The sequence below is a fragment of the Candidatus Deferrimicrobiaceae bacterium genome (assembly GCA_035256765.1).
GTDB lineage: Bacteria > Desulfobacterota > Deferrimicrobia > Deferrimicrobiales > Deferrimicrobiaceae > CSP1-8.
In genome coordinates this window covers 1-25,012 of sequence record DATEXR010000273.1, presented here as the reverse complement: position 1 = coordinate 25,012, position 25,012 = coordinate 1, and the positions used below count along the sequence as shown (strand labels likewise).

The following is a 25,012-nucleotide window of genomic DNA, read 5'->3' as shown; positions in this document are numbered from 1 at the left end:
TCCTGGGGGCCGATCGCCACCCGGCGAAGCTTCATCACCCGGTGCCCGATCGCCTCGAACATCTTGCGCACCTGGTGATGCCGCCCCTCGGCGATCCGGATCGAGACCCACGCCTTCCCCTCCCGGGCCTCGAGAAACGTCACTTTCGCGGGGTTGGTCAGCACACCCTCGATCGGCAGGCCCCGGCGCAACACGTCGAGCTTACCGGGCGTGGGGACGCCCTTCATCTTGGCGACATACGTCTTCTCGACGCCGAACCGGGGGTGCGTGAGCTTGTAGGCGAGATCCCCGTCGTTGGTGAAAAGAAGCAGGCCGGTCGTGTGGTAGTCGAGCCGCCCGACGGGGTAGACGCGTGAGGAGAGCTCGCCCACCAGCGACGCCGCGGTCTTCCTCCCCTCCTTGTCGCTCATCGTGGTGACGACGCTGTCCGGCTTGTTCGCCAGGAGGTAGATCTTCTCTTCCTGCACGGTGATCACCAGGTTGCCGTCGAGGCGGACCTCGCTGCGGAACGGGTCGAACGGAAATCCCGGGTCGAGCTCGCGCTTCCCCCCGACGGTCACCCTCCCCTTGCGGATCATCTCGTCGGCGGTGCGGCGGGAAACCCCCGCGGCGCGGGAGATGTACCGATTCAGCCTGTCGGTGGGCATGACGATCCCATTTCCCGGTCAGTCTTCCGGCTGCTCCGGGCCCTCGTCGTCCGATCGGACCGCCGGGTCCGCGGAGGGGATCACCAGCGGCTCGGCGGGGTCGGAGGAGAAGTGGTCCGACGTCAGGGCGAACTTGGAGAATCCCTTCCCCGCGGGGGTAAGAGGCTTCATCTCGGTCGTGTCCACCTCCGTCCTGGACGCCGCCTCGACCAGCACGTCGTCCGAGATCCCCTGCGGCAGCTCGCTGGCCGTCGACAGGAAGAGGTCCCCGTGCTCGGCCTCGGTAAGTTCCGCCGCGAGCTCCTCCCCCGCACCGCCCTGGTCTCCGAAGCCGGCGAAAAATTCCGGGCCCGAGGAAGGCTCGGGCGCCGGCGTGCCGGTCTTCGCCGAGAGGAACTCCTCGATGTCGCGCATCGAGGGAAGCTCGGCGAGGCTGGAAAGGGAAAAGACCTCGAGGAACTCCCGGGTCGTCCCGAAGAGAAACGGCCGGCCCGGCACATCCTTCTTCCCGACGACCTTCACCAGCCGGCGTTCCATCAGGGTCTTCAGCGCCCCGGCGCAGTCGACGCCGCGGATCTGCTCGATCTCGAGGCGGGTCACCGGCTGCTTGTAGGCGACCACGGACAGGGTCTCGAGCGACGGGCGGGTGAACCTCGCGGGGCGGCTGTCGAACAGCTTGCGGACGAACTCCTGGTTGGCGGGGTTCGTGCGCATCTGGAACCCCTTGGCCACCTCCTCGACGAGGATCCCCGAGAGGTCCGAGGAATATTTCCGTTTGACGGCGTCGACCACCGCGCGCGCCTCCTGTTTCGAGAGGCCGCCCAGGAGCTGGCCGATCTTTTCCAGGGGAAGGGGCTGCGCGGAGACGAGCAGCAGGGACTCGAGCGCCGAGGCCGCCCGGGCGATCTCCCGTTCCGCGGGCGTCGCGGGGGCCCCCGCCGCCGCTTCATCCTGCGTCGGAATCTTCGGTTCCTGTTCCATGTTCCACCTCCCGGACGGCGGGCACGATCGTGATGAGCCCCATCGGGGTCGCCTGGTATGCCTTGACCGCCCTCAGCCGGATCAGTTCCAGTATCGCCAGAAAGAAGGAGAGGACCTCGCTTCTCGTCGTGAATTCCTCCCGAAGCCGGTCGAACCGGATCGCCCCGTCCTCCCGGATCCGGTCGAGCAGGTGCGCGATGGCGTCCGCCATGGAGAGCCGGTCGATGAAGATCTCGACCCCCTCCTCCTTCGGCATCTTCTCGAGGACGTCCTGGAAGGCGGAGATGAGGTCGGCGAGCGAAAGCTCGGTGATCGCCACCTCCCCTTCCGGGATCTCCTCGCCCAGAAAATCCCGGACGAAGACGTCGCGCCCCAGAAGCGGCCGGTCGCCCAGACGCGCCGCCGCCTCCTTCATCCGCTCGTACTCGACCAGCCGGCGGGAGAGCTCGGCCCGCATCACCTCCGGGTCCTCCTCCGGCTCCAGCTCGTCGTCGTGCCGGGGCAGAAGCGAGCGCGACTTGATGTAGAGAAGGGTCGCCGCCATCACGAGGAACTCGCCCGCGACGTCCAGGTTCAGCGCCTTCATCACGTCGAGGTACGCCAGGTACTGCTCGGTGATCTTCGCGATCGGGATGTCGTGGATGTCCAGACGGCTCTCGCGGACGAGGTGGAGCAACAGGTCGAGCGGCCCCTCGAAGACCTCGAGCCTCACCTCGATCCCCGGGGCCTGGCCGTTTCCGGACGGGTGCCCGTCGTCCGCCAGGCCGGCGTCTTCGTACCGCTTCCCGTCGTCTCGATCAGATCCGGACAGCGTCGCGCACCTCGCTCATCTTTCTCGCCGCCACCTCCCGAGCCCGCTGCGTCCCTGCCTTCAGGAGCTCCCGGACGGAGATCCCGCTCTCGACGATCTCCTTCCTTCTCTCGCGGACGGGGGCGAGCACCTTCTCCATGCGTTCGAACATCCACTTCTTGCACTCGATGCAGCCGATCCCCGCGGTGCGACACCCGACGTTGACCTTCTCGATCGTCTCCGGGTCGGAGAAGATCTTGTGGTACGAGAAGACGTTGCAGATCTCGGGGTTGCCGGGGTCGTTGCGCCGAACCCGCGCCGGGTCGGTCACCATCGGCTTGACCTTGTCCCAGACCTCTTCCGCGGTGTCGGACAGAAGGATCGCGTTGCCGTACGTCTTGCTCATCTTCCGGTTGTCGGTCCCCAGGATCTTGGGCGTTTCGGTCAGGTACGCCTCGGGGATGGTGAAGACTTCCCGGTAGAGGAAGTTGAACCGCCTCGCGATCTCGCGCGTCAGCTCCAGGTGGGGGACCTGGTCGATCCCCACCGGCACGAACGAGGCGTCGTACATGAGGATGTCGGCCGCCTGAAGGACAGGGTATCCCAGGAAGCCGTACGTCTGCAGGTCCCGCGACGTCTGCTCGCGCAGCTGCTCCTTGTAGGTCGGGTTGCGCTCGAGCCACGGCAGCGGGGTGATCATGGACAGGAGCAGGTGGAGCTCGGCGTGCTCGGGCACGTGGCTCTGGATGAAGATCGTCGATCTCTTCGGGTCGATCCCCGACGCCATCCAGTCGATGATCATGTCGTCGATGCTCTCCCCGATGATCTCCGTGCGCTCGTACTCGGTGGTGAGCGCGTGCCAGTCGGCCACGAAGTAGAAGCAGTCGTTCTCCTCCTGGAGATCCCTCCAGTTCTTGAGGGCGCCCAGGTAGTGCCCGAGATGCAGTTTGCCGCTCGGCCGCATGCCGCTCAACGTCCGCTTGCGCACGCAGGTTCCCCCTTTACGGTAATCCACCCAGGAAGATCGCGAAGAGCAGGTTCATCACGGGGTAAATGATCCCCCGGATTATACCAAACGGGTCGAACATGAACAGGGCGATGATGACCAGCATCCCGTACCGCTCGACCGAGGCGAGCGCCTGGGAGGGCCCGTACGGAAGAAGCCCCACCGCGATCCGGCCGCCGTCCAGGGGGGGGATCGGGATCAGGTTGAAGATCGCCAGCAGGACGTTCCACTTGACCGACGCGACGCACATGAGCGCCAGAGGGACCAGGACCATCTGGAGGGAATTCAGCGGCTGGGCCGCAAGCCCCTGGAAGAAAGCCTTCTGGATGACGACGGGATCGATCATTCCGATGATTCGGAAGATGACCCCCGAGATGGCGGCGAGGACGAAGTTCGTCGCCACCCCGGCCGAGGCGACGTAGATCGGGTCGCGCTTCTGGTCCCTGAGGAGCCGGAAGTTCACGGGGACCGGCTTGGCCCACCCGAAGAGGAACGGGGAGCCGGACAGGATGAGAAAGGCCGGCAGAAGGATCGTCCCGATCGGATCGATGTGCGCCAGGGGGTTGAGCGTCACCCGGCCGAGCATCTGGGCGGTCGGATCCCCTTTCCGGAGCGCCACGTACCCGTGCGCCGCCTCGTGGAAGGTGATGGCCAGCACCAGGGGGAGCGCTTCGACGGAGAGCCTGTGGAGGAACAAAGCGATGTCGAACAACCTGGAAAATCCCCTTTCTCCGTTAAGATTCTATATTACCAGATCGGGTCCGCGGCGTGGGCGGTCACGGACGGATGCGGGAGGATATCACGGCTTGGGAAAACGGGTCAGGACGAAGGACATCTCGTCCGCCCTGGTGCGCAGCTCACCCACGAACTTGCGCTCCAGGACCTCGTCCAGGATCTGCTTGTACAGCGGGCCGGGGAGGTATCCCAGGTCTTTCAGGTCCTTTCCCGTAATGACCGGCCGCACGTACTTGAGCTGCGTGAAATAGAGGGAAATATACCTTTTGATATCGTTGTGTTTCGCCTTGGCCATCAGGTAAAGGATCACTTCGTTGGGAAGCGGGCTCAGGCAGTCGTAGACGAATTTGCGGGAGACGATCCGGGCGGAGAGGAGCTTGTGGGTGATGTCGTCCGCCTCGTCCTTGGCGACGTAAACCCATTCCCTAACCCGGCGCCCGACGCCTAAGGCGGTGGCGAACTTCTTCGCCTCGTCGGGAGACAGAGGGGTAAGGAGCGACAGGAAGAGGACCGCCCACCGCTCCACCTTCTCCTCCAAAAAAAGGAGGGAGAACCAGACGAGGATCTCGGAGGTCTCCTCCAGCAGGGTGATCTGGGCCTTGTCGAGGGTGATCTTCGGGTGAAGGGAGGGGCCGATGTGGAAGTCGGAAAGCCTCCGCAGGATCCCGATGGGCTCCTCCTCCTTCAGAATCAGCTCCAGCTCGCTGAAGAGGCGCGGTTTGGGCAGACGCCCGATCAGGTCGAGCCGGACGGCGTTGCGGATCAGGTTCTGGGTGTGCCGGCCGATGGCGAAGCCGAATCGCCGCTCGAACCGCATGGCCCGCAGGATCCGGGACGGGTCCTCCACGAAGGACAGCGAATGGAGGATCCGCAGCACCCTCTCCTTGATGTCGCGCTGGGCGCCGAAAAAGTCGATCAGCTCCCCGAACACCCCGGGGTTGAGCCGGACCGCCAGGGTGTTGATGGTGAAGTCGCGCCGGTAGAGGTCGAGCTTCAGGCTGCTGTACTCGACGGTGGGCAGCGCCGCCGGCTCCCGGTAATACTCGACCCGCGCCGTGGCGACGTCGACCTTGTAGCCGTCCGGGAAGACAAGGACCGCCGTGCCGAACTTGTGGTGGGGCCGGACCCGGCACGGGTGATCCTGCGAGAAGGCCTCCGAGAAGGCGATTCCGTCCCCCTCGACCACGATGTCGACGTCCAGGTTGGGGTTGCGCATCACCAGGTCGCGCACGAACCCGCCGACGACGTAGGCCTGCATCCCGATCCGCCCGGCCACCTCCCCGGCGTCGACCAGAAGCTGGAACACCTGGGCCGGGAGGAGCTCCCGCATCAGGTTGTGGATGACTTTGTGCCGGGCGAGGATCCCCTCGGTGGGGACGTCCTCCCCGGGACCGGGGTGGACCACGTCCCGAACGTCGTGGAGGAACCGGAGGAAGGTGGTCCGGGTGATGATCCCGGTCAGCTTCCCTTCCGAGAGCACCGGGACCAGGCGCTGGTTATGTCCGATGATGATCTCCTGGACCCGATCGATCCCCTCCTCCGGGGTGACGGTGTCGAAGTCGTCATTCATGTAATCCTCGACATTTTCATTGCCAAGCCCATGAAAAAGCGCCTTTTCCACAACCTGGTGGGTGATGATGCCGATTACATCGCCGTTTTTTAGGACCGGCATGGCGTTGATATTGTACCGGGTGAGGAGATAGCGGACATCGGTCATCGTGTTTTCGACCGTGGCGTGGCGCGCCGGAGAGACCATGAGGTCCGCCGCCGTGCGCCGGGGAATGACCTTTTCGGCGAGGACCTTGAGGATCCTCTCCCGGATCTGGAAGATCGTGGCGTCCTTGACGGTGGCCGACGCCGCGTAGTGGTGCCCGCCTCCGCCGAATTCCCGCATGACCGCCCCGACGTCCACCTCGGGCTTGCGGCTGCGGGCGACCAGGACGACGCGGTCCCCCATCTGACAGACGGCGAACAGGACGTTCACCGCCTCCATGTCGCGCAGCTTGTGGACGAGGACGGCCAGGTCCCCCATGTACTCCTCCCGGCGGGCCTCGGCGATGACGAACTCCACGCCGTGGACGGTGTACGCCTTCGACCCCTGGATGAGGTCGTACAAAAGCGAGATCTGCTCGGCGGTGAAGTCCTTGGCGAGGATGTCCGAGACCGCCCCCAGGTTCGCCCCGCAGGCCCGAAGGTGCGCCGCGGCGAGGTAGTCCTCGACGGTCGTCGAGGGGAAGGAGAGCGACCCCGTGTCCTCGTAGATCCCGAGCATCATCACCGTGGCCTCGTCCGCGGTGATCGGGATCCCCCGCTCCTTCAGGATCCCGACGAGGATCGTCGTCGTCGACCCGACCTTTTTGATCACCTCCACGCTGCCGCGGATGTCGGCGTCCCCTTCCGGGTGGTGGTCGTAGACGTGGACGTCGACGCCAGGCCTGCCGATCAGGTCCCGGAAGGGGCCGACCCGGGAGGAGTTCCGGATGTCGACGAAAATGAGGCGCGTGATCTTGTCCATGTCGATCTCGCGCAGCTTCTTCATCTCGAGCGAGTAGAGGGCCGACTGGAGGAGGAACCCCTTCACCGTCTCCTCCTTGGAGCCGGGCAGGACGAGGACGGCGCCCGGGTAGAGCTTGCGGGCCGCCATCATGGAGGCGATGGTGTCGAAATCCGCGTTGATGTGAGTGGTGATGACTTCCACGCGGCGCCTACCCCCTCGGGTGATGCTTCTTGTGGATCTCCCGGAGCCGTTCCGCGGTCACGTGCGTGTAGATCTGGGTGGTCGAGATGTCGGCGTGCCCGAGCATCGCCTGGACTGCCCGCAGGTCCGCCCCGCCCGCCAGCAGGTGCCCGGCGAACGAGTGGCGCAGCGTGTGCGGGGTGACCCGGTCGCGGATCCCGGCCTCCCTTGCCCACCGGCCGATCCGGTTCCACAGCGTCTGCCGGGTGATCGGACGGCCCAGGCGGGAGAGGAACAAGACGTTGCTCGCCCCCTTTTTCTTGAGAAACCGGGGGCGCCCATGTTTCATGTACTCCTCCAGCGTGTCGAGAGCGGATTGGGCGACGGGGACGACCCGCTCCTTCCCTCCCTTGCCCAGGACGCGTAAGAATCCCGCGTGGGACTCCACGTTTTCCATCCGTAGCGACACGACCTCGGAGGCGCGCAGCCCCGACGCGTACATGAGCTCGAGCATCGCCTTGTCCCGCATCCCCTCGGGGGTCTCGCCGTCCGGGGCGGACAGAAGGGAATCCACCTCGGACAGGGTCAGGTACTTGGGCAGCGGACGCCCGGTCTTCGGCCCCCTGGCCTCCGAGATCGGATTCAGGGACAGGATCCCTTCCCGCACGAGGTATTTGAAAAACGACCGCACCGTGGAGACGTGGCGGGCGGCGCTGCGCGCGGAGAGCCCCTCCTCCCGCAGGGAGGAAAGAAACGAGAGGAAGTGCGACCGGGAGAACCCGGCAAGCGGGACCTTCGCGGAGAGGACGAACGAGGAGAACCGCCGCATGTCGAAGCCGTACGACTCGACGGTGTTGCCCGAGAGCCGCCGCTCGGTCCGCAGGTGGAAGAGGAAGGCGTCCGAAAGGGCGTCGATGTCCATTTCCGCCTACCGTTTCCCGGGCTGATGGGCGGCGTCCCCCGAAAGCTCGGCGTCGCCGGTGACGCCGGGGCGGATCTCGCGGATGCGCGCCTCCATCGTGGCCAGGTCGATCACGGCGCACGTCGGCCTGCCGCTCAGAAACCCGCACCCCTCGCCGGGGTTCACGATCAGGGCACGCCCTATCCTCATCTCGAGCGGACGGTGGGTGTGGCCGAACAGGATCAGTTCGAAATTCCCCCCCTCGCCGATCTCTTCCTGGAGTTCGTCGAAGGAGTGGGACATGAGGATTTTCCGCCCGTCGATCTCGGGCATGTGCGGCCCCGGGTGGAAGGCGTTCCCGGAGACCGCCTGCAAGCCCTCCTTGTCGTAGTCGTTGTTTCCGAAGACGCCGATCAGCGGGATCCCGCAATCCCGGAACGCGACGATCGTGTCCGGCCGGCAGACGTCGCCCAGATGCAGGATCACCCCGACCCCCTCCCGTAGGAATAGGGCCAGGGCGTCCTCGGCGAACGCCCTCTGGTCGTGCGTGTCGGACAGGATCCCCGCCTTCACCGTTGCGCCCTCTTTGCCTTCAGTCGCCGATCGCCTCGAGGAGCGACCGGCGGATCTCCTCGAGCCGCTCCGGGAGGAGGATCTTCTTCCCGTCCTTGTCCATGAGGTAGAAGACATCGGCCACCTGGTCCGCCTTCGTGGAGATCTTCGACAGGACGATGTTGAGCTCCAGGGCCGCGAGCGTCCGGGTGATGTCGTACAACAGCCCGATGCGGTCGTAGGTGAAGATGTCGACGACCGTATACCGGGAGGAGACCGAGTTGTCGAAGACCACGTGCGTCGGGCGGAACTTGGTCACCTTCTCCCGGACGAACCGGGGAACCTTTTCCTCGGCGACCAGGGACTCCACGGTCGTTCCCCCGCGCAGGACGGCGGACAGGTCCGTAGCCACCCGGTCCTTCTTCCTGGTGTCCTTCAGGCTCTTGCCCATGTAGGTGACGTAGAAGGTGTCCAACGCAATCCCGTCCGCCGACGTGGAGATCGTTGCGTTCAGGATGTTGACCCCGTTGGCCGACAGGGTGCCGGCGATCTTGGAGAAGAGGCCGTGCTGGTCCGGGCAGACGATGATGAGCTCGGAAGTGCCCGACTCGGGGGAGTCGAACGACTCGATCCGGGGGGTTGCGCCGTCGTAGGCGGAAAGGATGCGCAGGTGTTCGACGAACCGCCCGTCGGGGGTACCCAGGAAATACCGGTCGTCGAAGCGCGCGAGGTACTGCGCGACATCGTCGTCCGGAAAGCCGTAAAGCATCTCGCGCACCTGCTCGCGGCGCTGCCGCGGCCGCTCCACGAACGGGCGCTTGAGCTTCCCGGTCTCGAGGACGTTCTTCGCCTTCTCGTAGAGCTCGAGCAGGAGCATCGCCTTCCACTGGGTCCACACGTCCGGGCCGACCGCCCGCAGATCGGCGTAGGTCAACAGGTAGAGCATGTCGAGCCTCGCCTGGGTCGGTACCGTCTCGGTGAACCCGATGATCAGCTCGATGTCGTGCATATCCCTGCGCTGGGAGACGTGCGCCATGAGGAGATGGTGCTCCACGAGGAAGACAAGGTCGTCGATCTCGCTCTGCGCAAGCCCCATCCGCTCGCCGACCCGCGCCACGATCTCCGCCCCGATGCGGGAATGCCCGTGCCCTTTCCCCTTCCCGATGTCGTGGAGCAGGACCGCGAGGACGAGAAGCTCCTTCCGGGGGATCGACCGGTAGATGGCGAGAAACTCCTCCTCCTCGGGGGTGCGCGCGCTTTTTCCCTCGAGGGCGGGAAGGATGCTCGCCGCCAGGATGAGATGGATGTCCACCGTGTAGACATGGTAGATGTCCCGCTGCACCCGGAAAGACAGGGTCGCGAACTCCGGGATGTATTTCCCCAGGAACCGGCACTCGTGCATGAAGAGGAGCGTCTCGTGCAGGTGGTGCGGGTCCGACAGGATCGACAGGAAGATCTCCGCCGCTTTCCGGTCCTCCCGGAATCCGGGCCCCACGATCGCCAACGCGCGCTGGATGCTTTTCTTGGCTTCCGCCGTCGGCGTCGAGTGGGTCTTCTGCATGGCCCGGAAGAACTCGAGGATCCGGAGCGGCTCCTTCGGGAACGAGACCCCGGCCAGGGGGGCGAGCTTCCCCTTGTAGAGGATCCCGACGCCGTCGACCTTCTTCTGGAACGAAAAGAAAGACCTCCGCGTCCCCCCGGGGAGATACCGGTCGACCTGCTCGAGAAGCTCCTCGGCGAGATGGGAGGTGACGGAGGCGTTCATGTAGTAGGTCCGCATGAACCGCTCGACCGCCAGGTCCCGGCCCCGCGTCCGGTATCCGAAGATCTCGGCCATCGGATCCTGGACCTCGAACGCGAGGACGTCGGCCTTTTTCCCGGCGAGGAAGTGCAGCTCGTTGCGCACCCGGAGGAGGTAGTCCGCCGCGTGCCCGATCGCCGGCACGGTCTTCTCGCCGATCACCCCCTTGTTGCGGAGCTCGATCAGGTTCTTGCACTTGTACTTGATCCGCGCCGCCCACACGGCGGAGTGGATGTCGCGAAGCCCGCCCTTCCCCTCCTTGACGTTGGGCTCCAGGACGTAGACCGTCTCCCCGTACTTGGCGTGGCGGTTCCGCATCTCGTTCAGCTTCTTCTCGATGAAGCGGTCCGCCTCGACGAAGAAGAGGAACTTCTCGATCTCCTTCGTCGCCTCCCGGAAGAACGGCCCGTCCCCCGCGACGAGCCGGAAATCCATGAGCGCCGTGCGGATCGAGTCGTCCGCCGACGCCATCCTGATCGTCTCCTTCACGTTGCGGACGCTGTGCCCGACGTCGAGCCCCAGGTCCCAGAGGGGGTACAGGATCCGCTCCGTCATCGCCTCCACGTACGGGTCCACCTTGTAGGGGTGGAGGAAGAGAAGGTCGATGTCGGATTTCGGGCACAGTTCCCGCCGTCCGTAGCCGCCGACCGGGATGACCGCCAGCCGGTATTTCAGGTCGGGCGCGGAGGACAGGAACTTCCCCCGGGCGCGGTCGTGCAGGGCCTGCACCACGTTGTCCATCGCGTCCGAATATTTCCGGCAGGCGGCCAGCCCTCCCCCCGGCCCGAGGCGCTGCTCCTCCTTCAGGGCGGCAAGGGTCCCGGCCAGGTAGGATTTCAGGGTTTCGACGAGATCGCGCTCGGACAGGTCCGTCCGGAGGGTCTCCGCGAGAGAAAGGGGGACGGACATCGCGAACGCCTCACGAACCCGCGCGGGCAAGCACGCCTTTTTCCCCGTAATACCGGATGGCCTCCACCACGCTGTCGGCGATCGTCTCCAGATATTCGTGGCGGCGCAGCCGGGCCTCTTCGCTGCGGTTGCTGATGAAGGAGGTCTCCACGAGGACGGCCGTCATCCGGGCGCCCACCAGAACGTAGAAGGGGGCCTGCTTGAGCCCCAGGTCGTTCACGGGGCCGTGCCGGGTGCTGATGTTCCGGACGATGGCGTCGTTCACCGTCTTGGCGAGCTTGAGCGACTCCTTCTTCCTGCCGTAGGTGGACAGGTCGTCAATGATGAACTTGACCGCGGACAGCTTCTGCACGGAGACCCCGTTCTCGCGGGCGGCGAGCTCGAGCGCCTCCCGGTCCGTGGCGTGGCTCAGGACGTAGGTGGAGATCCCCTCGGCGCTGCGGTTCCGGCTCGCATTGATGTGGAGCGACACGAAGATGTCGGCGTCCGCCTTGTTGGCCATCGCGGTCCGCTCCTCGAGCGGGAGGAAGATGTCGCGGTCCCGGGTCATGCGGGTGTCGAACTCGGGGAACCGGGAGAGCTTCTCCCGGACCATCCGCCCGATCGTCAGCACAACGTCCTTTTCCTGCAACCCGGTGGGGCCGGTCGCCCCCGGATCCTTCCCGCCGTGGCCCGGGTCGAGCATGACGACGATCTTCCCGCCCCGGCCGGGGACGGCGGGCTGTCTCCCGGCATCCCCCGCCCCTTCGACGTCCACGATGATCCGGGAAGGGTCGGAGAGGTCGAACACGCGGTACCCGCTCTCCCGCTCGAGGTCGATGACGACGCGCACCACGCCCGCCCGGAACCGGCCCGCGCGGACGCGGGTCAACAATCCGTTGTTCACCTCCACCGGCTGCCGCACGATCTGCTCCCGGAGGTCCGCCCCGCGGATGTCGATGAAGATCCGGGGGGGGAGATTTTTCGCGGGGTCGGCGCGCAGGAAGTTCGCCTCGTACTTCGCGTCCGCCTCCAGGTCGATGACGACGCGGGTGTATTCCTCGTTCGTCCAGGCGCGGATGTCGGATACGAGGGAGAGGCCGGCGGAAGACGGAAACACGTGGGGCGGAGAGAGCAGGAACGCGGCGGCGATGGCCGCGAGCAGATTGCGGGAGAGGGAACTCAACGTTTCCCCTTTGCCAACCTCTCTTTCCACGCCGCCAGGTGCAGGAGTGCGTCCAGGGGCGACAGCCGATCGGCGTCGGCCTTCCGGATCTCCTCGAGCACGGCGTCGTCGTCCGGGGCCCCCTTGCGTCCGCCGAACAGCTCCATCTGGCTCCTTTCGGCGCTTCCCGGGAAGCCGGGTCCGGCGATGCTGGGCAGCCCGTATTCATTATACTCGGCGGATTCGAGATTTTTCAAAATATCTCGGGCTCTTGCGATTACGGGGTCGGGCAGCCCCGCCAGCCGGGCCACCTGGATCCCGTACGACTTGCTCGCGCTCCCCTCGTCGATGCGGCGCAGGAAGATGATCTCCCCCTGCCACTCCCGGACGGAGACGTGAAAGTTCTTCGCCCGCGGGGAGGTCCGCGCGATGTCGGTGACCTCGTGGAAGTGCGTGGCGAAGAGGACCTTGGGCCGGTGCGGGGACTCGTGGAGGAACTCCGCCACCGCCCAGGCGATGGAGAGGCCGTCGAAGGTGCTCGTCCCCCTCCCCACCTCGTCGAGCACGACGAGCGTGCGCGGGGTCAGGCCCGCCAGGATCCGGGAGGTCTCCCGCATCTCCACCATGAAGGTGCTCTCCCCCCGGGAGATGTCGTCGGACGCGCCGATCCGGGTGAAGATCCGGTCGACCACGCCGATCTCCGCCCGCTCGGCGGGCACGAAGGAGCCCGCGTGGGCCAGGAGAACGATGAGCGCCACCTGCCGGATGTAGGTGGACTTCCCGGCCATGTTGGGCCCCGTGATCAGGGCGAGCTGGGTCCCGTCGGGGGCAAGCCGGCAGTCGTTGGGGACGAAGGCGTGGCGGCCCAGAATCCGCTCGACCACGGGGTGCCTGCCGTTCTCGATGACGATCTCCCGTCCCTCGTTCATGACCGGCCGGCAGTAGCCGCTGCCCGCGGCCAGCTCCGCGAACGACGACAGGACGTCGATCTCCGCGACCGCTTCCGCCGCCCGGGTGATCTCCGGCAGATATTCCTTCAGCTCCTCGCGCAGCGCGAGGAAAAGCTCCTCCTCCCGCGCGTTGCACTCCTCCTCGGCCCGCAGCACCTTCGCCTCGAAGTCCTTGAGCTCCGGCGTGATGAAGCGCTCCGCGTTCACCAGGGTCTGCTTCCGGACATAGTCGCCCGGCACCCGCTCGAGATGGGAGCGCGACACCTCGAGATAGTATCCGAAGACGCGGTTGTACCGGACCTTGAGATTCGAAATCCCGGTCCGCTGCCGCTCCCGCGCCTCCATCTCCGCGAGCATCCCCTTCCCGTGGGTGAGCAGGTGCGACAGTTCGTCGACGCGCGAATCGTGCCCCGGGCGGATTACGCTTCCGTCCTTCATCCCCGCGGGGGCGGGGTCGACAAGCGCCGCGGTGATCTTCCCGACGACCTCCCCGTGGTCCCCGAGACGGTCCTTCGCCCCCGCGAGCAGGGGGGAGGCCGCGCCGGCCAACAGCTCCCGGATGCCGGGCAGGATCGCAAGCGCCGCGGACAGGGAAACGACGTCCCTCGGGCCCGATCGATCCTGGGCGAGCCGGGACGCCAGCCGGGACAGGTCCGGCATGCCGGAGAGCCGGCCTCCGAGCTCCCGGCGGTCCGCGGGGTTCTCCGCGAGCTCGGCGACCGCCCCGTTCCTCTCCCCGATCCGCGCCACGTCGACGAGGGGCGCGGAGATCCAGGCCCGAAGGAGCCTCGCCCCCATCGGCGTCCGGGTGCGGTCCACCGCCCATAGGAGGCTCCCTTTGCGCTCCCCGGACAGCGTCGAGAAGACCTCGAGCGTCCGCACGGCGGTCTCGTCCATCGCCAGGTACCGGCGCCCCTCCCGTTCGGTCGCGCGCGACACTTCCGCGAGCGCGGCGGGCTGATGCAGGTGCAGGTAATACAGCGCGGCGAGGACCGCGCCGTGCGCGGGGTGGTCGGCCCCCGGCAGGCCCTCGATCGTCCGCGGGACGGAAAAGCCGTCGACGGCGACGGGGGACAGCGATGTGGCGAGCTTTCCCTCCAGGATCCTCCCGAGCCGCCCCTTCGCCCCGCCGGCCCCCGCGGCCGGCGGCGCCCCCTCCCCTTCCCGGAAGACGAACTCGGCGGGGGCCAGGAGGTACAGGGCGTCGGCCAGGCTTTCCGGCGAGTCGCACGCCTCGTAGAAGAACTCCCCCGTCGTGGCGTCGAGGGCCGCATAGGCGAAGGGGGGGGCAAACCGCACGGCGGCCAGGAAGTTGTTCCCGCGTGCGTCCAGGCACTCCTCGTGGAAGACAAGCCCGGGGGTCACGACCTCGGTCACCTCCCGGCGGAACAGCCCCCGGCCCCCCGGCTCCTCGATCTGCTCGCAGATCGCCACCTTGCACCCCTGCCGGATCAGTTTCGAGAGATAGGCGTTGCGGGCGTGGTACGGGATCCCGCACATCGGGATGTTCGCCTCCTTGTCGCGGGAGGTGAGCGCGATGTCAAGCAGGCGGGAGGCCCGGATGGCGTCCTCGAAGAACATCTCGTAGAAATCGCCCATGCGGAAGAAGAGGATGCAGTCCCGGTACCGGGACTTGATCTCCACGTACTGCCGCATCGCGGGAGTGAGCTGGGTAGACATCTTCCTTCCGAATCCCCTTGTTGCGTTACGGCGTCAGCGCACCGAAACGGACCGACAGCCGGCCGTGCGTCTGCGGGAGCGACTCGGGGAGGACCCTCGTCGTCAAGGCGGATGTCATGAAACTGGTGTCCCCGCCCCAGCGGGGAATGAGGTGGATGTGGAGGTGTTCGGTGATCCCCGCCCCGGCGACCTTGCCCAAATTCATCCCCACGTTCAACCCCTCGGGGGAGTACTCCTCCGCGAGGGCCTTCGACCCCAGCGCGACGAGGGAGATGAGCTCTCTCAGTTCCTCCCCCGACAGGAGGGTCAGGTCGTCGACGTGACGGCGCGGGGCGACAAGCACGTGCCCGTTGTTATAGGGATACCGGTTGCAGATCGCGAGCGTGTTCGGATAGATGCCCAGGACCAGACGCTCGGGGTCCCGGCGGTCCTCCTCCCCGAGGCAGAAGATGCACCGGGGCCCGCCCGAGCCGCCCCCCCGGACATACTCCATCCGCCAGGGAGAGAACATCCTTTCCATGGGAAGCGGTCAGCCGTTGACCAGTTCCCGCAGTTCCTTGCCGACTTTGAAAAAAGGGATCCGCTTCTCGGGAATGGAGACTTTCTCCCCGGTCTTGGGGTTCCGTCCCTCCTTGGCCCGACGAAGGCGGACCGTAAAACTGCCGAAGCCCCGGATCTCGATCTTCTCCCCCCGATGCAGGGCGTCCCTCATGTTCTGGAAGACCGTGTCCACGATGACCTCGCACTCCTTCTTGGTCAGGGTGGAGATCTTCTCCGACAGTTTTTGCACCAGATCGCTTTTCGTCATCCTTGTGTCTCCTCCGGAAAAATTATTGTGCAAGGTAGTCGATCCGGGTACGGGTCTGCGCCAATTTCTCGTCGATTATACTTTTCGCCTCTTCCCTTAGCAAATCCAGAATGGAAAACTTTTTCTTCGGGGGAGTGACGACCCGGGGCTCCCCTTCGATCTTCGCCATCTTCCCCGCCTCGGCCACGGCATCCTCCTGGTTGCCCAGCGCGTCGACCAGGCCCAGCTCCTTCGCCTGCTCCCCGGAGAGGATGCGGCCGTCCGCGATCGCCAGGACGTCCTCGCGCGGAAGCTTGCGCCCCTCGACCACGGCGTTCACGAACTGGGAGTGGACGTTGTCGATCACGCTCTGGAGGAGCTTCCTCTCCTCCGGGCTCATCTCCCGGACCGGGGAGCCGGTGTCCTTGAAGCTGCCGCTCTTGATCACGAACCCCTTCACCCCGATCTTCTCGATCAAATCCTTCACGTTCACGAACTGCATGAGGACCCCGATCGAGCCGGTGATCGTCCCGGGGTTGGCGAAGATCTTGTCGGCCCCGCAGGCGATGTAATACCCTCCCGAGGCCGCCAGCGCGCCCATGGACGCCACGACCACCTTCTTCCCGCGGATCTTCCGGACTTCCTCGTAGATCTCCTGGGAGGGGCCCACCCCCCCTCCGGGCGTGTTGAGCCGCACGACGATCGCTTTCACCGAGTCGTCCTTGGCGAATTTCTTCAGCTGCTCGATCGTCCCCTCGGAGTCGGTGATCAGCCCGCTGATCGGAAGGATGGCGACCTTCTCCCCCCGCACGAAGGAGAACCCCTGCATCTTCGACACGACGGCGAGAAGGCCGAAGACCGCCCCCAGGACGAGGACCATGATCAGGCACCCGCGAAGGAGCGGCCGCCGCGGGCGCGACGGGGTGTAGGAAAACCTTTCTGCGCTCATCCGAACCCCGCGGTCACTCCTCGTTCATCTTCATCTGGGCCCGGCGCATCGCCTCCCCCAGAGCGGTCGACGTTTCCTGCAGCTCGGTGGGCTGCTTCAGGTAGGATTCCACGTCCTTGCGATCCACACCGTCCTGATACGAGCGGATGCTTAAGGATATCTTCTTGTTGGCGCGGTCCACGGAGAGGACGACGGCCCCCACTTCGTCCCCTTCCTTGAACAGGGCACCCGGGGTTTCGACCTTCTCCTTGGAAAGCTCGGAGATGTGCACGAGCCCCTCCACACCCTCCGCGAGCTCGACGAAGACGCCGAAGTCGGCCACCCGGGTGATGCGGCCGACGACGTGGTCGCCCTTCTTGAACCGGCCTTCGACCCCGTCCCACGGATCCGGGGTCAGATGCTTGATCCCGAGCGAGAACTTGTGCGCCTCCGGGTCGATCTTGAGCACCTTCGCCCCGATCTTCTCCCCTTTTTTCAGAACCTCGCCGGGGTGCTTGACCCGCTGGTTCCAGGAGATGTCCGAGATGTGGACCAGGCCGTCGATCTCCTCGCCGATGTCGACGAACGCGCCGAAATCGGTGAGGTTCTTCACCACGCCCTCGACCACCGACCCCTCCGGGTGCGCCGCCCGGAGCTGTTCCCAGGGGTTCACGAGGAGTTGCTTGTAGCCCAGGGAGATCTTCTTGTTCTCCTTTTCCAGCTTCAGGACCACGACGTCGACGGCGTCCCCCGGCTTCATGACCTCGGAGGGGTCCTTGAGCCGCTTGCTCCAGGACATCTCGGAGACGTGGAGGAGACCCTCCACGCCCTGCTCGAGCTCGATGAACGCGCCGTACCGGGTGATGTTCGTGACGCGGCCCGAGAGCCTGCTTCCCACGCGGTACCGCTGCTCGATGTCGAGCCAGGGGTCCGGCCGCATCTGCCTGAGCCCCAGGGAGATGCGCCCCCTCTCCCGGTCGAACCGGATGACCTTCACCTTGAGCGACTCGCCGACCTTGCACATGTGGGACGGATGGGCGATCTTGCCGTAACTCATGTCGGTGATGTGCATCAGCCCGTCGAGTCCGCCCAGGTCCATGAAGACGCCGTAATCGGTGATGTTCTTCACCCGCGCCTCGACCTCGTCCCCCTCCCGGATGCTGTCGAGCAGGACCTTCTTCCGGGTCTCCCGCTCTTCCTCGAGGTGGACCCGGCGCGACACGACGACGTTGGCCTTCTTGCGGGAAAGCTTCAACACCTTGAACTTCCCCTGGAGGTCGATCACGGCCTCGTTGTCCCGCACCGGCCGGATGTCGACCTGGCTCCCCGGCAGGAAGGCCTTCACCCCCCCGACATCGACCGTGAAGCCGCCCTTCACCTTTGCCACGATCCTGCCCTGGACGGGGGTCCCCTCGTCGTGGGCCTTCTGCAGATCGTCCCAGATCCTCGCCCTCAGGACCTTTTCCCGAGAGAGAAGAACGAATCCCTGCGAGGAGTCGTACCGCTCGACCATCACGTCGAGAGGATCGCCGGGAGAGAGGGTCTCCCTCTCCTCTTCCGTCAGGTCGGTCAGGGGGAGCATCCCCTCGGACTTCCGGTTGATGTTGACCGCCACGTACTCCTTGAGGACCTTGATCACCACCCCGTGGATGATTTCGCCTTCCTCGGGGTTCTCGAGGCTTTCCTGGTAGAGGGTTTCGAAATCCTCGTCCGCCCTTCCGGTCTCCGGCGTTTCCTCGGTCGTTTTCCCGTTTTTCCCCTCGGGGAGGTCCTGGTTCTCGGGTTTGTTATCCATGATGCCGCTCCTCGTCAATGGTTCTGCTCGTATATCATATCCCGTAAACAATGCAACCTATAACAGAAAATCCCGGATTTCTCATTTGTAATAAGCCACGCCGACCTCTTCGCCCCGCCAGATCTCCCGGATCTTCGCCACCAGGTCGTCGATGATCCACTGCGGCGTGGAGGCCCCCGCCGTCACCCCGACGCACGTCGTCCCCGCCACGAGGTCGGGGGAGAGCTCGGCGGCCGTCTCGATGTGGTGCGTCCGGGGGTTGATCTCCTTGCAGATCTGCGCGAGGCGCCTCGTGTTCGCGCTGTTGTACCCGCCCAGGACGATCATGACGTCCGCCTTCCCGGCCACCGCGGTCGACTCCTTCTGCCGGAGGGTCGTGGCGTGGCAGATCGTGTTGTAGACGCGCACCTCGGGGAATTTCGCAAGCGCCGCGGATACGAACTTCATCAGGTTCTCGAACGACTGGGTGGTCTGCGCGACGATGCCCGCCTTCCTGGTCCCGGCGGTGTCCCGGATGTCGGAAAGCGAGGTGAAGACCGGCACCCCGGGCTCGATGTAGCTGATAATGCTTTTTACTTCCGGATGGTTCGCGTCGCCCACCACGATCATCGCGTACCCCTCGCGGCTCAACGACCGTGCGTGCTCCTGCGCCTTGTTGACGAAGGGGCAGGTGGCGTCAATGATCCGTACCCCCTTCGCGACCAGCGACTCGTGATCCGGCCGGGTGATGCCGTGGGAGCGGACGATGACCTTTCCGCAAGGGATCTCATCCACCGACCGGACGACATGCACCCCCCGTTCCTCGAGCTCCTGCACCGCCTGGGGGTTGTGGATGAGGGGACCGAGCGAGTAGATCGGGGGCTCCGGGGGGGAAGCGCCTTCCCCCGCCCCGGCGGTTTCGTTGGCCAGCGAGATCGCCCTTTTCACGCCGAAGCAGAAACCGGCGCTGCGGGCGATGAGGATGCGTCTCACGACGTCTTGCCCCCCCCGGCTTCGGGCGCGGGCTGCGGAATGACGCGCAGCATCTCCTCGACCACCTCTTCGACCGAAAGGGTCGTCGAGTCGATGTAGACCACCCCTTCCGCCATCCGGAGCGGCGAATGCGACCTCGTGCTGTCCTGGATGTCCCGCCGGAGCACGTCCCGATAGACCTCCTCGTACGTATTCTTTTCCCCCGCCCCCCACTCGCGGTAGCGCCGGAGGGCACGGACCGCCGCGTGGGCGTCGAGGAAGAACTTCGCGTCGGCGTCCGGAAAGACGACCGTCCCCGTGTCGCGCCCCTCGAGAACGACCCCGCCTCCTTCCCCCATCTTCCTCTGGAGGGCCACCATGGCCTCCCGAATCGGGAGGTGGACGGACACCTCCGACGCCCCCATGCTGATCCCGGGGGTGCGGATCGCGTCGGTCACGTCCTCGCCGGACAGGGTGACCCGCTCCTCCCCCCCTTCCCGCCGGAACCCGATCGGAAGCTCCGCGCACAGGGCGCCGAGCCTCTTCCCTTCGGACCAGGAAATTCCGGCCCTTTGGGCCGCCAGGGCGCACGCCCTGTACATCGCACCCGTGTCGATCCGGGTAAGGGAGGCGCGCTGCGCAAGCCGTTTCGAAACCGTCGTCTTCCCCGCCCCGGAGGGGCCGTCGATCGTCACGATCGGCCTTTCCCTCACCCGAGGACCTCCCGCAACTTCTCGGGGAACCCGGGGAACGAGGTGGCGATGCACGCCGTGTCGTTCACCTCCACCGGGACGCCCGATGCCGCGGACAGAACGAGAAACGCCATGGCGATCCGGTGGTCCCCGTGGCTTTCGACCCGCTGTCCCCCGGTGATCCGGGCCGGCCCCTTCACCCACAGGCCGTCGGGGTATTCTCCGCACGGCACCCCGAGGAAGGAAAGCTCCTTGACCATCGCCCCGATCCGGTCGGACTCCTTGACGCGAAGCTCGCCCGCCCCGCGGATCTCCGTGCGGCCCTCCGCCAGGGCGGCGGCCACGCAGATCGCCGGAACCTCGTCGATCAGCGCGGGGACCTCCTCGGGGGGAACTTCCGTGGCGGCAAGGCCGCGCCCCTCGACCACGATGTCGGCCACCGGCTCGCCCCCCTCTTCCCGGGGAGACTCGAACCGGACGCCCGCGCCCATCCTGCGCAGCACGGAAATCAGGCCGGTTCTTCCCGGGTTGACCCCCACCCCGGGAATGTGGAGGATCGCGCCGGGAACGGAGGCGGCCAGGACGAGGAAGAACGACGCCGACGAGATGTCCCCCGGGACGGTGATCGCGAGAGGATGGAGCCGCTCGGCCGGGAAGACGGTGACCTCGTTCCCTTCCCGCGCGACCCTGGCCCCCATCGACAGGAGCATCCGCTCGGTGTGGTCCCGCGAAGGGAGCGGCTCGACGACGGTCACCGGGGAGTCGGCGTGGAGGCCGGCGAGCAGGATCGACGACTTCACCTGGGCCGAGGGGACGGGCATCTCGTGCCGGATCCCGCGCAGGTCCCCCCCCTGGATGCAGAGGGGAGGAAGGGTGTTCCCCTTCCGCCCGGTGATCGTAGCGCCCATCCGGGTGAGCGGGAGGACGATGCGCCCCATCGGCCGGCGGCGAAGGTACGGGTCGCCCGTCACGACGGAAACGAAGGGCTGGGCGGCGAGGAGACCGGACCCGATCCGGATCGTGGTCCCGGAGTTCCCCGCGTCGATGACATCCTGCGGCTCGGTGAACCCCCGCATCCCCCGCCCGTTGACGCGGATCTCCGTGGGGGAGCTTTCCCGGATATCGACGCCCAGCGCGATCATCATCCCCACCGTGCGCAGGGTGTCCTCCGCGGGGAGGAAGCCCCGGATGCGGCTTTGCCCGTCGGCCATCGAGGCGAACATCACGGCCCGGTGGCTGATCGACTTGTCCCCGGGGACGGTGACGGTCCCCGATATCCTCGCCGTTTTCCCCATGTTAGTGCACCGTCTCGCAAATCCCTTGGCATTCGATCGCCGCTACAGGGGGCCGGTCCCCGGAAGGGTTTCGTCGCGAGACAAGGGAGACCCGAGGCGAGGCGGGCAAGCGCAGGAGCGAGCGCGGAGGCGTACGGTCAGTACGCCGCACAAGCGAGCGACGAGCACGCCCGACGCAGCCCGGGGATCGCTGGTCGCAGCAGAAAAGGCAGCCCTTTGGGCGACCGGCGCCTGCGGCTCGGTCTGCACCGCCAGCCCTTTGTCGGATTCCCTGCGCCCGGCTCGGCGTACCGGAAGTACGCCTGCGCCGTGCTCGGTCGTCCTTCGCGGTCTGACGGCGCATCCGCTTCGCCTCGGCTGCCGCCCCTTCCGGGGACAGGCCCCTCGCGCCAGCTTCGTTGCGCTTCTTGCAACAAGGGGGACACTCCTGATTTTCTCGGCGAATAACCCAGGAGTGTCCCCCCCCATCCTCAGTCGCGCGCCTTGCCGGCGCGGCGCATCGGCGCTCTCGGTGCTTCAAGCTATTTACGAGACGGTACACTACAGCCGGTCTCTCGTCCGCTTCGCCTTCCGGAAATAGGCCAGCAGCCCCTTTTCGTCCCCCCGGCGGATGAGCCCCTCGAGCTGCGTGAAATTCTTCCGGTAGTGGGCGGTCGCCCGGAGGACCTCGGTCCGGTTCTGGAGGACGATGTCCTTCCACATCTCCGGGTTGCTCGAGGCGATCCTCGTGAAGTCCCGGAACCCCCCCGCGGAGTACCCGAGAGGGACCCGGGAATCGAGGGTCGCCACGGAATGGACGAGGGAGTAGGCGACGGCGTGGGGGAGGTGGGAGACGTAGGCGAAGACGTGGTCGTGGGTTTCCGGGTCCATCCGCAGCACCCGGGCTCCCGTCATTCTCCACAGCGCCTCGACGCGCCGCAGGGCCGCCTCGCTGTTTTTTCCCGACGGGGTGATGATCGACGTCCTCCCGCGGAACAGGGAGGGGTCCGCCGCGGCGTATCCGGAGTTTTCGGTCCCCGCGATCGGGTGCCCGCCGACGAACTCCGCTCCGCGCGCCATGCTCCCCTGCCCGGCCCGGACGATCTCCGCCTTGGCGCTTCCGACGTCGGTCAGCACCGACCCCGGCCGCATCCTTTTTCCCAGCCGCCGGATGAGTCCGACGGACCGGATCACCGGCACGCACACCACGACGACGTCGCACGACGCGATTCCGGTCTCGGTGCAGGCACGGGCGATGGCGCCGGCTTCTTTCGCCATCCGGGCAGTGTCCTTCCGGCGGTCGCACCCCCAGACCTCGGGCGCGCCCGGCTTCCCTTTCAGCGAGAGGGCGAGCGACCCGCCGATGAGCCCCAGCCCCACGATCCCGATCCGCTGCGCGATCACGCGTTCCCCAGCTTCTTCCCCACGGCGGTCGCGATCCCTTTCAGCCGCACGACCATCTCCCGGAAGGCTTCCGGCCGCAGGGACTGCGGGCCGTCGGAGAGAGCCGTCTCGGGGTCGTGATGGACCTCCACCATGACGCCGTCCGCGCCGGCGGCGATGGCGGCCGCGGCGAGCGGCTCGACCAGGCTCATCTTCCCCGCGGCGTGGCTCGGGTCGGCGATCACCGGAAGATGGGAGAGGCTTTTCACGACGGGGATGGCCGAGACGTCGAAGGTGTTCCGGGTGGCCGACTCGAAGGTCCGGACCCCGCGCTCGCAAAGGATGATCTCCCGGTTCCCCTCCGAGGCGATGTATTCGGCCGACATCAGCCACTCCATGATCGTCGCGCTCATCCCGCGCTTGAGGATGACGGGCTTGTCGAGGCGGCCCACCTCGGTCAGGAGCCGGAAGTTCTGCATGTTGCGCGCCCCGATCTGGATCACGTCGGCGTACCGGACCACGAGGTCGATGTCGCGAGGGTCCATGAGCTCGGTGGCCACCGGCAGGCCCGTCGCCTCGCGCGCCTCGGCGAGGTACCGGAGCCCCTCCTCCCCCAGCCCCAGAAACGCGTACGGGGAGGTGCGCGGCTTGAAGGCGCCCCCGCGGAGGAACGACGCCCCGGACGAGGCGACCTCCCCCCCGATCTCGAGCATCATCTCCTTCCCCTCGATCGCGCACGGGCCCGCGATGAGCGCCACCGTGCCGCCGCCGATCTTCTGGCCCCGCACCGTGATGACGGTGTCCTCCTTCTGGAAGTCGCGGCTGACGATCTTGTACGGCTTGAGGATGCGGAGGACCTTCTCGACGCACTCCATCCCCTCGAACGCCTCGGGCTGCATCTTCCGCTCGTCCCCGATGGCGCCGATGATGGTGCGCTCCACCCCCCGCGAGATGTGCGCCGTGAGGCCGTAGGCCTTGATCTTTTCCTCGACCTGGCCGACCTCCCGGCCGGTGGCGCCCGCCTTGAGCACGATGATCATGGTCCGATCCCCCCTGTCCCGCCTGCCGCCTTCCCCGCCGCCTCCGCGCTTTCGTTCGCGGTCAGATCGCCCGGGGGTAGGAGCCGAGGATTTTCAGATACGAGGCGCGCATCCGGAGCTCGTCCAGGGCCCGCGCCACCGGATCGTCCGTGATGTGCCCTTCCATGTCGAGGAAGAAAAGATATTCCCACGCTTTTTTCTTCACGGGGCGGGATTCGATCTTCGTGAGATTGATCCGGTTGCGGGCGAACGGCTCCAGCATCTGGTGGAGCGCGCCCACCTCGTCCCGGGCGGAGAACAGGACGGAAGTCTTGTCGTTCCCGGTCCGCTCCGGGGCGATCTTCCCGATGATGATGAACCGGGTGAAGTTGTTCGCGTTGTCCTGGATCCGCTTCCGGATCGCCTTCAGCCCGTAGATCTTGGCGGCCGCCTCCCCCGCAATCGCCGCCGCGGAGGGATCGTCGATCGCCAGCTCCGCCGCCCGTGCGGTGCTCTCGACGTCGTAGACCGGCACGTCGCGCAGGTTCCGCTCGAGCCAGGTGCGGCACTGGGCGATGGCGTGGGGGTGGGAGTAGACCTTCTTCACGTGCTCCATGTCGCCCGTGACCGAGAGGAGGTCGTGGTCCACCTCGATGAGGATCTCGCCGCAGATGAGCAGGTTGTGGTCGACGAACATGTCGAGGGTGTTGCTCACGATCCCCTCGCTCGAGTTCTCGATGGGCACGACGCCGAAGTCGGCGTTCCCGCGTTCCACCGCCTCGAACACCTCGGAGACGTTGATCTGCGGGACGTAGTCGGCGCTCTCCCCGAAGCGCTTGAGGCACGCCATGTGGGTGAACGTCGCCCGGGGGCCCAGAAACCCGACGCTCAACGGCTTCTCGAGGGCGAGGGAGGCCGAGATGATCTCCCGGTAGATCGATTTCAGGGCTTCGGCCGGGAACGGCCCGGGGTTGGACGCGGTCAGGCGGCGCAGGATCTCCACCTCGCGCTCCGGGACGTAGTACCTAAGGTTCTGCTCCATCTTGATCTTGCCGACCTCGATCACCGCCTGCGCGCGGCGATTCAGGAGGGAGAGGATCTGGTCGTCGATCGCGTCGATCTCCTCGCGAAGCTCCTTCATCCGGTCCCTGGTCAACTGGTGTACCGTCTCGTAAATAGCTTGACGCACCGAGAGCGTCGATGCGCCGCGCCAGCAAGGCGCGCGACTGAGGCATACCGTTGAGTATGGCGAAGAAGCGCAACGAAGCTGGAGCGAGGGGCCTGTCCCCGGAAGGGTCGGCAGCCGAGGCGAAGCGGATGCGCCGTCAGACCGCGAAGGACGACCGAGCACGGCGCAGGCGTACTGGCGGTACGCCGAGCCGGGCGCAGGGAGTCCGACAAAGGGCTGGC

At 66.3% G+C, this 25,012-nt stretch carries 21 protein-coding genes; all 21 read right to left on the bottom strand.

What is annotated here, in order from left to right; all coding sequences use genetic code 11:
• A partial coding sequence (locus VJ307_09550; protein ID HJX74387.1) for a pseudouridine synthase occupies positions 1–647 on the bottom strand: 647 nt, incomplete at its 3' end.
• Positions 648–665: 18 nt separating this feature from the next.
• Positions 666–1,628: an SMC-Scp complex subunit ScpB gene (gene scpB, locus VJ307_09545; GenBank protein HJX74386.1), complete on the bottom strand. Its 963-nt coding sequence runs from the start codon at positions 1,626–1,628 to the stop codon at positions 666–668.
• Positions 1,594–2,340: a segregation/condensation protein A gene (locus tag VJ307_09540; protein ID HJX74385.1), complete on the bottom strand. Its 747-nt coding sequence runs from the start codon at positions 2,338–2,340 to the stop codon at positions 1,594–1,596. The genes scpB and VJ307_09540 overlap by 35 nt, the downstream gene beginning before the upstream one ends.
• 85 nt (positions 2,341–2,425) lie before the next feature.
• Positions 2,426–3,406: a tryptophan--tRNA ligase gene (trpS, locus tag VJ307_09535; GenBank protein ID HJX74384.1), complete on the bottom strand. Its 981-nt coding sequence runs from the start codon at positions 3,404–3,406 to the stop codon at positions 2,426–2,428.
• A gap of 13 nt (positions 3,407–3,419) precedes the next feature.
• A complete protein-coding gene (locus VJ307_09530; GenBank protein HJX74383.1) occupies positions 3,420–4,136 on the bottom strand; it encodes a site-2 protease family protein in 717 nt (238 codons plus the stop codon).
• A gap of 87 nt (positions 4,137–4,223) precedes the next feature.
• Positions 4,224–6,857, bottom strand: coding sequence for a CBS domain-containing protein (locus tag VJ307_09525; protein HJX74382.1), 2,634 nt, complete (start codon positions 6,855–6,857; stop codon positions 4,224–4,226).
• Positions 6,858–6,864: 7 nt separating this feature from the next.
• Positions 6,865–7,758, bottom strand: coding sequence for a site-specific tyrosine recombinase XerD (gene xerD / locus VJ307_09520; protein HJX74381.1), 894 nt, complete (start codon positions 7,756–7,758; stop codon positions 6,865–6,867).
• A gap of 6 nt (positions 7,759–7,764) precedes the next feature.
• On the bottom strand, positions 7,765–8,310 hold the full coding sequence (locus tag VJ307_09515; protein HJX74380.1) for a metallophosphoesterase: 546 nt from the start codon (positions 8,308–8,310) through the stop codon (positions 7,765–7,767).
• 19 nt (positions 8,311–8,329) lie between these two features.
• Complete coding sequence (gene glnD, locus VJ307_09510; protein HJX74379.1) at positions 8,330–11,029, bottom strand: [protein-PII] uridylyltransferase; 2,700 nt, start codon at positions 11,027–11,029, stop codon at positions 8,330–8,332.
• Entirely contained in the window at positions 11,010–12,164 is a 1,155-nt protein-coding gene (locus VJ307_09505) for an N-acetylmuramoyl-L-alanine amidase (GenBank protein HJX74378.1), read from the bottom strand. Before VJ307_09505 ends, glnD begins: the two co-directional genes overlap by 20 nt.
• The gene (gene mutS / locus VJ307_09500) at positions 12,161–14,773 is read right to left on the bottom strand and encodes a DNA mismatch repair protein MutS (protein ID HJX74377.1); all 2,613 of its coding nucleotides are present in this window, start codon (positions 14,771–14,773) and stop codon (positions 12,161–12,163) included. The genes VJ307_09505 and mutS overlap by 4 nt, the downstream gene beginning before the upstream one ends.
• A 25-nt stretch (positions 14,774–14,798) precedes the next feature.
• Positions 14,799–15,293 (bottom strand): HIT domain-containing protein, encoded by a 495-nt coding sequence (locus tag VJ307_09495; protein HJX74376.1) that lies wholly within the window; start codon positions 15,291–15,293, stop codon positions 14,799–14,801.
• Between the two features lie 9 nt (positions 15,294–15,302).
• A complete protein-coding gene (locus VJ307_09490; protein HJX74375.1) occupies positions 15,303–15,581 on the bottom strand; it encodes an integration host factor subunit beta in 279 nt (92 codons plus the stop codon).
• Positions 15,582–15,603: 22 nt separating this feature from the next.
• Entirely contained in the window at positions 15,604–16,509 is a 906-nt protein-coding gene (sppA, locus tag VJ307_09485) for a signal peptide peptidase SppA (protein ID HJX74374.1), read from the bottom strand.
• Positions 16,510–16,522: 13 nt separating this feature from the next.
• Positions 16,523–18,283, bottom strand: a complete 1,761-nt coding sequence (locus VJ307_09480; GenBank protein HJX74373.1) for a 30S ribosomal protein S1 — start codon at positions 18,281–18,283, stop codon at positions 16,523–16,525.
• Between the two features lie 81 nt (positions 18,284–18,364).
• Positions 18,365–19,255 (bottom strand): 4-hydroxy-3-methylbut-2-enyl diphosphate reductase, encoded by an 891-nt coding sequence (ispH, locus tag VJ307_09475; GenBank protein ID HJX74372.1) that lies wholly within the window; start codon positions 19,253–19,255, stop codon positions 18,365–18,367.
• Positions 19,252–19,947, bottom strand: coding sequence for a (d)CMP kinase (gene cmk, locus VJ307_09470; GenBank protein HJX74371.1), 696 nt, complete (start codon positions 19,945–19,947; stop codon positions 19,252–19,254). The genes ispH and cmk overlap by 4 nt, the downstream gene beginning before the upstream one ends.
• Entirely contained in the window at positions 19,944–21,221 is a 1,278-nt protein-coding gene (gene aroA / locus VJ307_09465; GenBank protein HJX74370.1) for a 3-phosphoshikimate 1-carboxyvinyltransferase, read from the bottom strand. Before aroA ends, cmk begins: the two co-directional genes overlap by 4 nt.
• A gap of 540 nt (positions 21,222–21,761) precedes the next feature.
• Positions 21,762–22,604 carry a prephenate dehydrogenase gene (locus tag VJ307_09460; protein HJX74369.1) on the bottom strand — a complete coding sequence of 281 codons (843 nt, stop codon included), beginning with the start codon at positions 22,602–22,604 and terminating at the stop codon, positions 21,762–21,764.
• Entirely contained in the window at positions 22,601–23,623 is a 1,023-nt protein-coding gene (aroF, locus tag VJ307_09455) for a 3-deoxy-7-phosphoheptulonate synthase (GenBank protein HJX74368.1), read from the bottom strand. The genes VJ307_09460 and aroF overlap by 4 nt, the downstream gene beginning before the upstream one ends.
• A 61-nt stretch (positions 23,624–23,684) precedes the next feature.
• Complete coding sequence (gene pheA, locus VJ307_09450) at positions 23,685–24,758, bottom strand: prephenate dehydratase (protein HJX74367.1); 1,074 nt, start codon at positions 24,756–24,758, stop codon at positions 23,685–23,687.
• Positions 24,759–25,012 lie beyond the last annotated feature (254 nt).